10 protein-coding genes, 1 tRNA gene and 2 pseudogenes are annotated in these 14,835 nt (G+C 49.2%); 7 read left to right on the forward strand and 6 right to left on the reverse strand.

From position 1 onward, the window contains the following. Positions 1-200 precede the first annotated feature (200 nt). The 3 genes and pseudogenes from ELAC_RS12075 to ELAC_RS06530 form a co-directional block, all read right to left on the reverse strand. Positions 201-2,098, reverse strand: a pseudogene (locus ELAC_RS12075) (heavy metal translocating P-type ATPase). Positions 2,099-2,154: 56 nt separating this feature from the next. After that, complete coding sequence (locus tag ELAC_RS06525; protein ID WP_143406464.1) at positions 2,155-3,414, reverse strand: ferredoxin reductase family protein; 1,260 nt, start codon at positions 3,412-3,414, stop codon at positions 2,155-2,157. 418 nt (positions 3,415-3,832) lie between these two features. Beyond that, positions 3,833-3,915, reverse strand: a tRNA-Leu gene (locus tag ELAC_RS06530). A 410-nt stretch (positions 3,916-4,325) separates the two neighbouring features. On the opposite strand from ELAC_RS06530, the gene ELAC_RS06535 reads away from it, so the two are divergent. Further along, on the forward strand, positions 4,326-4,802 hold the full coding sequence (locus ELAC_RS06535) for a hypothetical protein (RefSeq protein WP_098038487.1): 477 nt from the start codon (positions 4,326-4,328) through the stop codon (positions 4,800-4,802). A 2-nt stretch (positions 4,803-4,804) separates the two neighbouring features. On the opposite strand, the gene ELAC_RS06540 is transcribed toward ELAC_RS06535, so the two are convergent. Next, the gene (locus ELAC_RS06540; RefSeq protein ID WP_098038488.1) at positions 4,805-5,704 is read right to left on the reverse strand and encodes an alpha/beta fold hydrolase; all 900 of its coding nucleotides are present in this window, start codon (positions 5,702-5,704) and stop codon (positions 4,805-4,807) included. 187 nt (positions 5,705-5,891) lie between these two features. Continuing rightward, positions 5,892-7,040: an Lpg1974 family pore-forming outer membrane protein gene (locus ELAC_RS06545; RefSeq protein ID WP_098038489.1), complete on the reverse strand. Its 1,149-nt coding sequence runs from the start codon at positions 7,038-7,040 to the stop codon at positions 5,892-5,894. Positions 7,041-7,378: 338 nt separating this feature from the next. Between ELAC_RS06545 and ELAC_RS06550 the strand changes: the two genes are divergently transcribed. From ELAC_RS06550 to ELAC_RS11905, 6 genes and pseudogenes are all read left to right on the forward strand, one after another. Further along, a complete protein-coding gene (locus ELAC_RS06550) occupies positions 7,379-8,233 on the forward strand; it encodes an efflux RND transporter periplasmic adaptor subunit (RefSeq protein WP_098038490.1) in 855 nt (284 codons plus the stop codon). Continuing rightward, entirely contained in the window at positions 8,226-9,917 is a 1,692-nt protein-coding gene (locus ELAC_RS06555; RefSeq protein WP_098038491.1) for an ATP-binding cassette domain-containing protein, read from the forward strand. Before ELAC_RS06550 ends, ELAC_RS06555 begins: the two co-directional genes overlap by 8 nt. Then, positions 9,901-10,998, forward strand: a complete 1,098-nt coding sequence (locus tag ELAC_RS06560; protein WP_098038492.1) for an ABC transporter permease — start codon at positions 9,901-9,903, stop codon at positions 10,996-10,998. Before ELAC_RS06555 ends, ELAC_RS06560 begins: the two co-directional genes overlap by 17 nt. Continuing rightward, on the forward strand, positions 10,991-12,085 hold the full coding sequence (locus ELAC_RS06565; protein WP_098038493.1) for an ABC transporter permease: 1,095 nt from the start codon (positions 10,991-10,993) through the stop codon (positions 12,083-12,085). The genes ELAC_RS06560 and ELAC_RS06565 overlap by 8 nt, the downstream gene beginning before the upstream one ends. A gap of 176 nt (positions 12,086-12,261) precedes the next feature. Then, positions 12,262-12,870, forward strand: a pseudogene (locus ELAC_RS11900) (TolC family protein); the annotation flags it as partial. A gap of 190 nt (positions 12,871-13,060) precedes the next feature. After that, positions 13,061-13,558: a TolC family protein gene (locus tag ELAC_RS11905; protein WP_158227827.1), complete on the forward strand. Its 498-nt coding sequence runs from the start codon at positions 13,061-13,063 to the stop codon at positions 13,556-13,558. A 26-nt stretch (positions 13,559-13,584) separates the two neighbouring features. Here the strand turns inward: ELAC_RS11905 and ELAC_RS06580 are convergent, their stop codons facing one another. Further along, positions 13,585-14,649, reverse strand: coding sequence for an Lpg1974 family pore-forming outer membrane protein (locus ELAC_RS06580; RefSeq protein WP_098038496.1), 1,065 nt, complete (start codon positions 14,647-14,649; stop codon positions 13,585-13,587). Positions 14,650-14,835: the final 186 nt, after the last annotated feature.

Here is a 14,835-nt window from a genome sequence, read left to right on the forward strand (position 1 = left end):
CTCACAATAAAGAGTTCAAGTAAATTAATTACTAAAAAAGACGTCAAAAACACTAAATTATTATTTTACGATTGCTAATAAGAGATTCGAATCGAGAGGGATTTTGCACCGGCAAGCACAAAAGCGCCCCTTTCATATCAGTGTGTTTCGAATTTAGACTCGATAACAAGTTTTAAGACATGTTCGGATAAGTACAGGCTCTACTCCTGCAGGGGCATATCGATCAGGCGGGGTGGTCGCCAGGCTGTGCGGAGGGAATTTAAAATGGCGAGCACATCGATGATCTCCTGCGAAATAGCGCCCGCGACCGGGGGCAGAAATCCACTCGCAGCAAAGATCATGCCTATAACCGAGAGTGCAATTCCCCCAAGCGCACTTTGTAAACCAATCCTGCGCATGCGCCGGCTGATATGAAGAAGCTCCTCGACTTTGACCAGCGAATCGTCCATGACAACAGCGCCGGCAGCTTCCGCTGTCACATCGCTATTGCGGCCAAAAGCAATCCCCACCGATGCCACCATGAGAGCGGGAGCATCGTTAATCCCATCTCCAAGGTAGGCCGTCCTAGCCTTTTTCGTCTCCTCCACGACAATCTGTACTTTTTCCTCGGGGCTTTTATTAGCGTAGACTTCGGAGATTCCCATGCGCTCTGCGATATACCTGACCTCTTCTTCCCTATCTCCCGAGACAATCATGATCTTTTCAAACAGATGTTTTGGATGCAGATGATTAATGAAAGACCCGCTTTCTTTCCTTGGCATATCACGAAACCGATAATAAGCCGCCAGCTCCCCATCGATCACAATGACGCACTCAAGACCTGCCCCTTGGGGTAAAAGATCTTTTGGCACTTTCACGCCTAGACGGTCTAAATGCTTGCGGCTGGTGAGAATAACTTGAGAGCCTCCGATATCTCCTCTCAAACCCTCTCCTTTCGGTTCAGCAATTCGTTGCGCTTCAATTAAGGAGATATTCTCCTCGGATGCCTTAGCCAGAATGGCGCTTGCCAACGGGTGCTTGGAATACCTTTCTATGCTCGCGGCTAATTTTAAAATCTCCTTTGGGTCGCGGGAGATAAAAACTTTCTGATCTGTTAAAACAGGTTTGCCATAAGTCAGCGTACCGGTTTTGTCGAAAATCATCGTTCTGCACTGATCCAGTTGCTCGAGCACGATGGGATTTTTGATCAAGATCCCGGACCTCGCACACAAGGAGATCGATCCTATGATCGCAACCGGGATGGCAATCAGCAAAGGGCAGGGTGTGGCGATGACAAGAACCGCCTGGCGATGACAAGAACCGCCAAAAAGCGAATTGCTTCGCCGCTTACATACCATGCGATCAATCCAATGATGACGGCAAGAGGGGTGTACCAAGCTCCCAGCTGATCTCCAAGACGACGCATCTTCGGACGTTTTTGCTCTGACTCTTTCATGACGGCCATGATTTTAGCGTAGCGGGAGTCAACAGCTAATTTACTAGCTTCAATAGTCAGAGAGGCTTCTCCATTGATTGCTCCCGACAGAACCGAAGATCCCGGCGCTTTTGAAAGAAGAAATGGCTCTCCAGTCAAGTATGACTCGTCCATGGTTCCCGTCCCCTCGATTACCGCGCCATCGACCGGGCATATCTCATGAGGAAAAACCACAAGCGTGTCCCCAATTTTAATTTCTTCCACAGGGATATCGTCGATCCTGTCTTGCCGCTTGCGGTGCGCGATACTGGGAGCACGTTTAGCAAGCGCCTCGAGAACTTTAGAAGCGGTCCGGATCGCGTAATTTTCAAGAGCCTGCCCTCCTGAGAGCATGAGCACGACAAGAGCACCTGCCAGGTACTGCTCTAAAATGACTGATGTAACAATCGAAATGCCCGCTATCAAGTCAGACCCGAATTCCAGAGAGAACATTTTGCGGAGCAGCTCCAAGACAAGCGGACCCCCGCCGAAAAGAAGGACGACATAGAGAGGATAGTTGGCGTAGACCTCAAAATGGGGAAGGGCAAACCGCAAAACAAGAAAAACGACAATGCCGGCAAGCGCCAGGATTGCTATCGATCCGTGAACCCCTAAAATACTGTCGCTGCTCTTTTTTTTACTCACTCTATCCCTCAAATGGTGTAACACCTAAATTCCACGTCTAAGAATTCTCTACGGTTTCAGAAAAAGTCAAAATCCTCAAAATAAATGTGATGCCGTTTAACTCCTGCATTCATCAATCCTGCCACGAATGGACGTGTCAGACTTTTGGGGCCGCACATGAAGATATCTTTTTGCGGTAAATCCGTCTCAGTTTCCATTAGATGATTAATAGTCAAACGCTTGTTATTTTCCGTGCAATGAAGAAAGCAGCGAAAGTTATCATTCTGGATGCGTTGAAATTGATCGAGCAAAACCGCATCTTCCATCCGATGAACGCAATAGAAAAGATCAATTTTTCCCGGCCACCCACGGATTTGCTCTTTCCAGGCCAAAAAAGGCACTATCCCAATCCCCCCTGCTATCCAAATTTGATTCTCCCTGCCTTTCATGAAATCAAACCGGCCATAAGGACCTTCGAGACAAACCCTCAAATCAGGATGAACGCTGCGGTAAAGGGACTTTGTAAAATCCCCTCTTGCTTTGACAAAAATTGAAATGCGGTCATCCGATTCTTTGCAGATTGTAAAGGGGTGCTGCTCTTTGGAAATTTGATCTTGAAAGGAAAAGAAGGCGTATTGGCCGAGACGAAACTTAAGCGGCTCGGCTTCGGGTTTGAATGTAATCTTAACCACATTTTCGTTTATCTTTTCGGCTTCCGACACTTTGTAAATCGCCCTGCTTGAGTAAAAGGGGGCAAGTACCTGCCTGTAGAGAATGCCAAGCAGCCCCAATCCCATAGGGGCGCAAACAAGGGCAAGAGCGGCATTTGAGGAGCTAAAAGGCTTTTGTAACAAAAGAATATGGAGGGTAGCTAAAATGTAGGCCAGACTCATCAACTGATGCAGCCGCTTCCACTTGTCATAGGATAGCACTTTAAAAATTGTAGCTCCTATGATTAAGAGCATCAGCCAAAAAGCTAACGAGCCCAAATTGACCGCTAATCGGGAGTGCACGGGAAAAATAGACAAAAAGAATTTATCCGGGCGACCAAAGAGCCATTTCGCTGCGAAAAACCAGGGGTGGCACACGATAAAATAAAAACCCCACAGCCCGATTTTGTGATGCAGGTAGTAAATCTGATCTAAGCCCCCGAGCCAATCCTCCAGTTTTTTGATGCGGGATGATAAAAATAGAGAAAGCGAGAACAAAACATATCCCACAAAGCCGATCGCCCTCCCCACCTCCTTTAAAATGTGAAGAGTGTCGCCGACTTTCCAATCATCGATTGTGATGTAGATCCATGCAGCCAAAAGGGCTGCGCTGGTGGCACACGGCATCAAAAAAAATTTTGCGGTCTGAAAATAATAGCTGCAGTCCTTCACACATCCTCATAAAACGCGATTCGCCGCCTCACGCCTGATTTAACAAAAAGGGCGCAAATTAGCAAGGAAGGCTGAGAAACATAGGGGAAAGATTGGTGAGCTGAAAAAAGTTTTGGAAGATGTGAGGCACTCCCCCGCCTGCACTAAATCGGCTACGCGAAAGACCAAAATTCTCCTCAAAAAAATCTTACCTAAAAATTATCAATCAATTAAACGCCGATGCGAAAGAAAAACCAGCATAGTTTCTATACTGAAGTGTGTCAAAAAAGGGGGAATGGGGATCTAAAAAAATAAAGGAACTGCGGTAAACCGACAGTTCCTTTAAGTAAGAGGGTAACTAAGTCATAAAGACTCACCCTCTTGCGGTTTGGCTTACTCGGAGTGGGACTCGAACCCACACGGGATTGCTCCCAAGGGATTTTAAGTCCCTAGTGTCTACCATTCCACCATCCGAGCGATGATACATGGCGTGAGTTACCAAATTTAGATGAGTCGAAGATATCCGTCAAGGCCACACTCACTCCCCTGCTTTTTTTTAGAGACTGAATTTACCTTCCACGAGCATCTCTCAAATTTTTTTTAAGCAAAAATGAGAGCTTTCGTGCCAGATTTTGATGAGCTTTCGACCTATCAACCCTGAAAATCCTTAACTAACTGAAGATTACAACTCTATAAAGCAACAGTGCATACTGATCTGTGCTTGCGGGCTCTCTCCTACTCCTTCCGGAGGACTTCTTAAAGGAAAATTAATGTAGAGAAATATTTAAAATTTTAATTTATAATTGGCCATAAGCACAAGACAAGTACAAATCATATTCTCTGTACGCCCGTTGAAGTCTTATTCTACAAGAGCAAGGAGGTCTCCTATGAAACAAATACTCAATCTGAGCCTGGTCGCGACTGCCCTTTTGTCCCTCGCCTGGCTGCCACTTGGCGCTGCTTCCAATAACACAGAAATCGCCCGAGGCGGCGGTCATGAAGGAGGGCACGGTAGCTTCGAAGGTGGTGAGCATATACAGCACCAGCAAAACTTCGACCAGCAACACCGCCCCTATCAGCAGCAATACCATCCCAACGCGCAGCGAAACTTTAATAATGAGCAGCGAAGAACCTTGGACAATACCGAGCGCCGGGATTGGCAGTATCAACAAGACAGACGCATCGACAACGAGCTGGAAAATGACATTGTTCCGGTAGCTCCCTACTACGACGGCATCGACAGCACCTATCCTGACGATAGCTCGAACCAGCAAAATGACGGCTCAAGTCAGCAAAACGATAATTCCGATCAGCAAAACGACGATGCCAACTTCGACAGCCAGATCTGGGACTTTAACAAATAAAGCTAGTTGCCCTGGATGTGCTTTTCGATTGCGCTGACAAGCTGAGGAAAGAAAACGGGGTTCAAAACATGCCCCATCCCCTCTATGGAAAGAAAACGGGCGGCTGGTATCGCATCAGCCGTCTTTTCACCATGGGGCGGCGGCAAGATAGGATCTTCCTCCCCTGCGATGACAAGGGTTCGTCTCTGGATGCTTTTAAGCTCATTTTTTGTCAGGGGGCTTGTAGCGGATGTGGCAAGAGCATGGTTGCTCTCATGCCCAACCTTCTGAGACTTGCCGTCAACTCGTCTAAGAGACTCTTCAAACAGGCCGTAGAAATATTCCCTGTCGTACGGTGCTTTGCCGCCGTTAGCTTCCCTGAAATTATCGACCATCAGTTCAATTTTATCATGCAGGGTGTTGATCGGTCTCTTTTTTAACTCCAAAATGGCATTGATAAATGAATCCTTAGGAGGAGGAAGCTCTGCCTGAGAGACATCTTTTCCCATGAAGGCATCGTTTTTGATTGTAAGGTCGATCGACGTCATCATCAGAGTCAGCGTAAGCACTTGATCCGGATAGTTCAGGGCAAAAAGCTCGGCAATCACTCCTCCTGTCGAAAAGCCCACAATATGCGCTTTCTCTATCTGCTCCGTCCTCAAAAGCTGCAAGGCATCGGCAGCCATATCTTGCAGCGTATAGGGATTTTCTGAGAAGTCGATCCAGTTCGAGAGTCCCGTATCACGCTGATCGAAGCGAATGACGTAGAGACCTTTGTCAGAGAGCATCTGACAGAACTGCTTAGGCCAGAGCGTCGCGTCGCAGCTGTTGCCCATCATCAAAAGAAGCGCTGGATCGCCCTTTTTTCCAAAAGTTTCATACCAAAGACGCGTGCCATCTTGCCCGGTCGACCAGTGCGCCATAAACTTTAAACTCCGAGTGCTTGTTGACAGGAAGGAGTGTATCGCAAAATGTGTGTTTTGGGAAAAGGAAAGGTTTAAGCCAAATTTCGATAGGCTTTCTGTATAACGTGAGAATAGAAGCAAATCCTGCTGAGCGTAGCGTAGTGAGGCTGCTTAAGAGTCTTGAGCAGCCTCATCTATTCATAGGTTAGAAACCGACGTTCAAACCGACAGTCAGCCCATGGAAGCCGATGGTTCCATTATTGACCAGATTGGACTGCGCTATCTGCGCCTCGCTGCCGGAAATCTGGCGCGGGCTCATCAGACCACCTGGTTGCAATACATCGGCGCTTTCCTGGAATCTGCGATAGGTGGGGACATTGGTCCAGGCCACAAATTCATAGCCCAGTTTGAAGGTCCAGTCGCAGCCGCAGCTGTTGCCATCATAGGCAAGGCCCAGTTGGAGGTGGCAGCCCGGCAGGATATGACAGCAGTCATCATCCTTAACATGCATGTAGTCTTCTCGAGTGCTTTCCTCAAATGTTGTCTGTCTGAAAGAAAACTGCGATGAGGTGTCGCTGTCACCGATCACAAGGCTCGCTGCCGCGGAGGCAAACAGTTTGAAGTCGCCGCAAAGTGCGTAGGTGTAGCTGGTACCCAGCTTTAGACCTGCTCCGGTGTAATCAGACTTCCATTTGGAATCGATGGTGGTGACCGAAAGGTCAGAAAGAGGTCCCTCTTCAAATGTGCCGACAAGCGTATCTTCGTATTTACCCTTGATCTCCTGATCGAGCTTGACCACCTGGACGCCGAAGAAAGGTGTTAAAGTGTGGCATGAGCCGAAAGCAAGCTGATACGAGAGGAGAATATCAAACGTCTGGTACTCCATCTCCCACTTTCCTCTGCCGGAATCAAAAAAGGAATTCTCATTGGGAAATCCCACATTCTTGAGGTTGACGAATGTCGGAGGAACGAGCGTAGGAGCAATTCGCTCGCCGTTGTCCGCTCTTGCCGATCCTGAATCTCCCGATTCAAACCATGTGTAGGCAAGGCTTAAGCCAAAACATTTCCAGGCATTTTCCCGGCTCAAAGTGATGCGGAATCCGGGCTCCCAATCAGGACAAATGCTTTTGTAGCTTACCAGAAGAGGACGATCAACATCTTCAATATTTCCCGAAACTTTCGCTGCAAAGTCAAGGTCATCGACGCAAGGCTTCCAGTATAAAAAATCGACTCCTACGTCAAAATCAAAACAGCAACCGCTGCTCTCTTCATGACACTCCCTCGCTTGAGCCTGGCCGAAGACACCCCCCAGCATCAGCACCATCAAGGCAGCTCCCAGTTTCATCTTCCTCATGAAATACTCCTCAATATATTTGATTGGTTGTTCCGAATGTGGCTCAAAGTTTGATTTTTGGCAAATCTCAAAATACAGTCGGTATACTTGGGGATGCTAGCTTTACGCCGAATGCTAAATCAAGAAAAAATTAAAGTTGTGTTTTCAGGCAGAGAGCACAAGACCACTACACATAAAGCATTGGATACATACCACTTACAAATAAGCTACTCTCTACGTCTCCTGCAAACTACCCCATGAAAACCGCAGCAATTTAATGACAATCAATGACGCAGCGGATATACCGAAAATGTCTCAAAATTTAATTAACAAAGATTTGGCAGCGATTGAGCTTATCCATGCAAATGCTAAAGCAAATACTTAAATTCGTTTTCTACAGCGTCATTACGGTCGCGACGCTGGTGATCATCATCAGTTACATCGAAAAAAAGATAGAAGACGATGGAGAGATTACTCTCTATGGCAACGTAGACGTCAGACAAGTCGATATCGCCTTCCGCGTCCCCGGCCGGGTATCCAAGCTCTACCATGAGGAGGGAGACTTGGTGAGCAAAGGGGCCATCCTGGCCGAACTGGAGAGAGATCCCTACGATCAGGATGTCGCTGAAGCAGAGGGCAATCTGGCGATTGCATCCGCCACGCTTGAAAACGCAAGCGTCATCCTAAGCCGAAGGAAAGACCTTATCGCCTCGGGTGGAGTGGCGCAAGAAGATCTTGACCGCGCCGCCTCCAGCTTCAGCGAAGCTCTCGGCAATCACAACGCTTCAAAAGCGAGCCTTCTGAAAGCGAAGGACCGGCTCTCCTACACCGAAGTTTATGCTCCGACCGAGGGAATCATCTTGGCGAGGGTCAGAGAACCGGGCAGTGTCGTTAAAGAAAGCGATCCGGTTTACACACTGTCCATCACCTCACCGGTTTGGATCAGGGCTTTTGTCGCCGAACCTCTGCTGGGCTCGGTTTTTTATGGAATGGAAGCGGAAATCACAACGGACTCCAAGGGAGCTCCAGCCTATACAGGTAAAGTCGGATTTATCTCCCCTGTCGCCGAGTTCACTCCCAAAACGGTCGAGACGACCGAACTGCGCACAGATCTGGTCTACAGGCTGCGCATCTATGTGGACAATCCGGATGGAAGGCTGAAACAGGGCATGCCCGTGACCGTGACACTCCACCCCAAACGCCACGATGAATAACCCTCTTGTCCTTGTCGATAACGTCTCGTGGAGCCCGCCCAGCTTAACCGGCATCAGCGCTTCCATTCCCAGGGGACAGCTTGTCGGGTTGGTAGGCCCCGATGGGGCAGGAAAGACAACCTTTCTCAGGCTCCTGGCCGGGCTTTTAAAGCCGCTCACCGGCTCCATCACTATTGAAGGCAAAGACACCATAAACGACGTCGACCAAATCCACGAACTGATTGGATACATGCCTCAGAAATTCGGCCTGTACGAAGACCTCTCTGTCATCCAAAACCTGAACCTCTATGCGGATTTAAGGAATGTCTCTAAAAAAGACCGTAAAGCCGTGTTCGACGATCTTTTGAGCTTTACAGGGCTAAAACCTTTCACGGAAAGACGCGCCGGGGCGCTCTCCGGTGGCATGAAACAAAAACTCGGACTTGCCTGTTCCCTTGTCAAAGCGCCGACTCTGCTGCTGCTTGACGAACCGAGCGTTGGCGTCGACCCCATCTCCAGAAGGGAGCTTTGGAAAATCACCTCCAGCCTAATCGAAAGAGGAATTTCCATTCTCTGGAGCACCGCCTACCTGGACGAGGCAGAACGGTGCGATACGGTGCTGGTGCTGAACAAGGGCCGGCTGATATTCCAGGGCAGACCGGATGAGATGACAAACCAGGTTCGCGGGCGAGTCTTTAAGCTGACAGATATCCAGGGAAGCAGAAGGGCCCTGCTGTTCGACTTTTTGAACAACCCGCAGGTAATCGATGGGGTTATCCAGGGAAGCAGCCTCCGTCTTGTCATGAAAGAGGGTGGGATTCCCGAAACTCCTTTGGCTAAAGTCGAACAAACCAAGGAGCGTTTCGAGGACGCCTTTATCACCCTATTGGGGGGAGGGCCGGGGGGCGCCTCCAAGCTCGCCGAGGCCAGGACAAAAGTGCAAGAAGCCAATACTTGTCCCGTAGTTGCCAAAGAACTCACCAAAAAATTTGGATCCTTCACCGCGGTGAACAATATTTCTTTCGATGTGGTGCGTGGGGAGATTTTTGGCCTTCTTGGACCGAATGGGGCCGGGAAAACCACCACCTTCAAAATGCTATGCGGACTGCTGAATCCCACCCACGGCAATTGCTTTGTCAACAGCAAAAGCCTGCAGACAGCTCCCGGAGAGGCGCGTTCCCACATCGGCTACATGGCCCAAAAATTTTCACTCTATGGCTTTTTGAATATCGAGCAGAATCTCGATTTCTTCGGCGGCATATACAACCTCAAGGGGCGCAAAAAGAAAGAAGCGATCGACAAGATGGTCGATATCTTCGAACTTAAACCCTACCTTAACACCTCAACCGGCGAACTCCCCTTAGGGTTTAAACAGCGTCTTTCCCTCGCGGCGGCCAACATGCACTTTCCCGACATCCTCTTTTTGGACGAACCCACCTCCGGAGTCGATCCCCTGACCCGGCGTGAATTCTGGAACCACATTAACGGCCTGGTGGAAAAGGGAGTCACCATCTTGATCACCACCCACTTTATGGAAGAGGCGGAGTATTGCGACAGGATCGCTCTCGTCTACAATGGGGAGATCATCCATCTGGACGCCCCCGACCGGCTGAAAGCTCTCGTTCAATCCGCAAGCAACCCCGACCCCTCTTTGGAAGATGCCTTTATTCAAATTATAGAGGAGTACGATGCTCGCAGGGTATAGAGTCAAAGCTCTGATCAAAAAGGAGTTGATCCAGATCGTCAGAGATCCGAGTACGCTCCTCATCAGCGTCGTGCTTCCGCTTATTTTGCTGTTTCTCTACGGTTTTGGTGTTTCGTTAGACCTTAAGCATTTAAGAATTGGCGTGGTGCTCGAAGACACGGGGCCTGACGCCCAAAGCTTCTTGAGGGCTCTGATGGATTCACCCTATTTTGACGTGACCACTTCACGGGACCGCTATGAGCTGACTCACGCTTTAACCGTAGGCAAACTGCGTGGGATGGTGGTAATCCCCTCTTATTTCTCCGATTTTAAAAACCGGAAAGGGCAAAGCGCCCCCATCCAAGTCATCGCGGACGGCAGCGAACCCAATACGGCAGCGATGCTGCAAAATTATGTGGATGGCGCCTTTCAAAACTGGATTCGGCAAAAGCCCCTGATCCGGCCGGTACCGAGGTTTTGGTATAACGAACAGCTCGAGAGCCGCAACTTCCTCCTGCCGGGATCGCTAGCCCTTATCATGACACTGATCGGCACCCTCCTGACAGCGCTCGTCGTGACAAGGGAGTGGGAAAGAGGGACTATGGAGGCTATGATCGCGACGCCCATCACCAAGGACGAACTGATCATCGGCAAGATCCTCCCCTACTTTGCCTTGGGATTCATCTCCATGGCCATCTCTGCCTCTGCCTCCATTTTCCTCTTCAACGTTCCTTTCAGGGGTTCATTGCTGGCCCTTTTTTTGGTCACTGCAGCATTCCTCTATTGCGCGCTGAGCCTGGGGTTGATGATCTCCACTATCGCCAGAAGCCAGCTGATCGCCTATCAAATCGCGATGGTAACGAGTGTGCTGCCGGCATACATCCTTTCCGGGTTTTTGTTCGAAATCTCCAGCATGCCGACTTGGATCCAGTTTTTAACCTATATCATCCCTGCAAAATACTTTGTGCAGAGCCTCCAGACGCTTTTTTTAGTTGGCGATGTATGGAAGCTGATCCTGATCAACACTGTCCCCATGCTAATTTTAGGAACACTCTTTTTGTTCATTTCCAAACGAAAAACCGCGAAGAGGCTAGATGCTTAGCAGAGTATTGAACCTGATACGCAAAGAGCTTTTAGCGGTCTTGCTCGACCCAAAGAGCCGATTTGCCATTTTAATCCCCCCTTTGATCCAACTTTTCATCTTCGCCTACGCCGCAACTCTCGACGTAAAAAACGCACCCATCGGCATCTTGAACAGAGACAACGGCAAAGAGTCGCAGGAGATCATCCAGCGATTTCGCGGCTCGCCTTTTTTCACTAAAATTCTTTATCTGGACACAGTCTCGGAGATCACTCCTTTTCTCGATGAGCAAAAAGGGGTCATGGTCGTCTCCTTCGACGAGCAGTTTTCCAGGAATGTCAAAGCGGGCAAGCCTGCGGAAGTGCAAATAATCTTAGATGGCCGCAAGTCCAATACGGCGCAGATCGTTTCAGGATATGTGCAATCCATTATCGCGCAGTATGGAGCGGATCTGGGAAAAGGAAGGGACGTCCACCTTGTACCAAGAAACTGGTTCAACCCCAATTTGATCTACCTCTGGTATAATATCCCCTCTCTCTTTTCCACTCTTGCGATGATGACCTGCCTCATTGTGACAACACAGTCGGTAGCCAGAGAAAGGGAACTTGGCACTCTCGACCAGCTGCTCGTCTCCCCGCTCACCCCCACGGAAATCGTCATCGGCAAGATCATCCCCGGAATATTGGTCGGCATACTGGAAGGAACTCTGCTGCTCCTGGTGGGAACCCTCCTGTTCAAAGTTCCCTTCCACGGATCGCTTTTTCTTCTATATTTCAGCCTGCTCCTTTTCGTTGCTGCAATCAGCGGCATCGGCCTTTTCATCTCTTCCGTCTCCGCCACTCAGCAACAGGCGATGCTCGGCTCTTTTGTGACGATCATGCCATCGATTCTTTTATCCGGCTTTGCCACTCCGATCGAAAACATGCCGGTCTGGCTACAGCCGTTTACCTATCTGATTCCCTTGACGTACATGCTTAAAATATCGAAAGGCCTATTTCTGAAAGCCCTTCCGGCAGCGGATGTGTTCATGAATCTATGGCCTGTTGTTTTGATCGCCCTATTCAACATTATAGGCGCCGGCCTTTTCTTTCGCAGGAGACTTCAATGATCGTGATTTTCTGGCTGATCCCTTTTTTATGCGGCTGTGTCGTCGGACCCGATTATAGAGCACCACGTCCTTGCATCCCCGAATGGGAAAGTATCGGAGCGGAAGCCTCCGATGAAACCCCTGTCAACGAATGGTGGGCGCTCTTTAACGACCCTCTCTTAGAGAGCTATATCGAGATGGCAAAACGCTACAACAAAGATATCCGGATCGCAGAAGCTAGCATACTGCAGGCAAGAGCGAACCGGCAGATGGCCGCCTCCGCTCTATACCCGCAAGTCATTGCCGATCTCAACGCGACAAAAACCTACTTTAGCAAAAACGGCCCCATCTTTGCGATTGGACCGGCCGCCGGAAATCCTGCCGATACTCCTTCTGCGACGACAGGTCTGCCGGGAACAGTACAGGCGCCGCAAACCCAGACACTCTTCAATGCCCTGATGGACGTCAGCTGGGAAATTGACCTGTTTGGAAAGAATGCAAGAGGCGTGGAGGCGGCTGTTGCTGCCATCGGAAGATCCTTCGAAGACAGAAACGACATCCTTCTATCCATCTTAGCAGAGGTGGCGAAGAGTTATATCGAAGTTCGGGGGATGCAGCAGCGCATGGTTCTGATCGAAGAGAACATCACATTACTTGAAGAGAACAAGAATATAGTGGAGGCGAACTACAGGAGAGGACTCGTCAGCAGGCTGGATCTCGAAAGAAGCGAGGCGGATCTTACCTCCTTAAGAGCCACCCTCAATGGGGCTATCGCCGAAATCTACAAAGGCATCTACACTCTGTCGCTTCTGACAGGAAACTTCCCTGAGGCACTACTTGATGAAATGCTGCCTCAAAGACCGCTGCCGGAACTCCCTGAGGATATCGCTGTCGGACTGCGTTCCGATCTTTTAAGACGAAGACCGGATATAAGAAGGGCCGAGCGCAACCTCGCAGTTGCAACCAACCCCCCCCCTCCCCCCTGCCAATGTCGGTGTGGCTGTCGCCTCTTTCTTTCCCTCCTTCACGCTGATCGGCGATGCCGGCTATCAATCCCTGAAACTGAAGAATCTGTTCGATGCCAAAAGCACAACCTGGGCCTACAGCGGAGATGTTTCCATCCCGGTTTTTCAGGGTGGAAGCCTGATCGGCAACTTAAGAGCCCAGGAAGCCGAACAGATACGGGCGGCCCTTTTCTATCAAAAAAGTGTGCTGACAGCTGTTTCTGAAGCAGAAACATACCTGAAGCAATATAAGGAAGACAGCAAGAGAGTGAAAGACCTCCTGTTGACACAGGAGAGATACCGAAATCTGAACATATTGACTGAAGAGAGGTATCAGAAGGGCTTAGTCAGCAAACTGGATTACATTCGCAGCAAGATTGAGCTGATTCAATCCGATGAAGAGCTCCTTCAAAGTGAAACATCGTCCCTGTTGTCACTCATCATGCTCTACAAGGCGTTGGGAGGAGGCTGGCATTGCTGCCAGCCTTAGAAAAATCAACTAAGAGAAGCTTCTCATTAGTAAGTCACGTTGAATCCTGCCGTCAATCCATGAAAACCGATCGATCCGACGTTGACCGGTGTCGACATGGCAATTCCGCCTTCCCTTCCGATAATGTCACGAGGTGATGCGTGAGAGCTTCTGGGGCTTACCTCCACAGATTCAAAGTAGCGTCTGGGAGCGGCTATATTGTTCAGGGATAAAAACTCATATCCGGCTTTGAGTTCGTAAGGAATGCCGCACACCGTTGTTTTCCAAAAGATTCCGGCCTGCAGGTGATAGAGCGACATAACATGACAGCAGCCGCCTTCACTTTTTCCGTGTCCTACGCTGATGTGGTTATCTCCTACCAGCAAGCTTCCTGAAACGGCTCCAAACAGTTTGATATTGTGGCAGATTTCCCGCGTATAGGCTGTACCGATCTTAAGTCCGGCCCCTTTATAGAGCGACTGCCACTCTGTGTTGACCGCAATGGATGCTATCTGGGGCTGTTCGCCAAATACTTGCGTGTCGAAATAGCTCCCTTTGATTTTCTGGTCAAACTTCAGGTACTGAAACCCAAAGAAAGGAGTGATCGACTGACAGTTAGCGAAGGGACACTCTCTTGCGATCACAAAATCAAACGATTGGTAAAGCATCTTCCATTTCGCTCTTGCCGTATCAAAGAAGCCGTCGCCACTGAAGAGAGCTGCCTCGTTAATCGTTGTCGGATCAGCCAGCACCGCTGCTATCCTCTCGCCGTTATGAGCTGTTGCTTTGCTGGAATCATGCGAACGAAACCAGGTGTAGGAAAAGTGAAAGTCAAAGCAGTTCCAGAAGGAGGCTTTTTTTAGATTGATTCGATAGCCAAGATCCCAGTCGGGACAAATGCTGTGATAATCCACTTTCCTGGGATTGTCGACATCGCTTATCTGCCCCTTCACTGTGGCTGCAAAGTCAAGATCATCGACACAGGGCTTCCACGCCAGAGTGTCCATTCTAACTTGAAGGTCCAGGCAGAAAAGCCCGTCATCGGCAGATAAAGATCCGCCGACAGCTGTGCCTATTGCTAGGGCGGCAATCATAGTGGGTATTTTCTTCATAACAGTCTCCGTGAAAAACCAAGTGTGTCGTGCAGCTTCAGTCCGGCCTGTTCAGCCTTCTTCATCAATCGCAGAGCACAAATGGGGTCACGATAAAAAAAAGAGTGTAATAATGCAATAGGTTGTTTATCAGAGATTTCACGGAACGAAAATCGGAAATGACTGTCCGCCGAAATGGCAGGACTT

The sequence above is a fragment of the Estrella lausannensis genome (assembly GCF_900000175.1).
Classification (GTDB): Bacteria; Chlamydiota; Chlamydiia; order Chlamydiales; family Criblamydiaceae; genus Estrella; species Estrella lausannensis.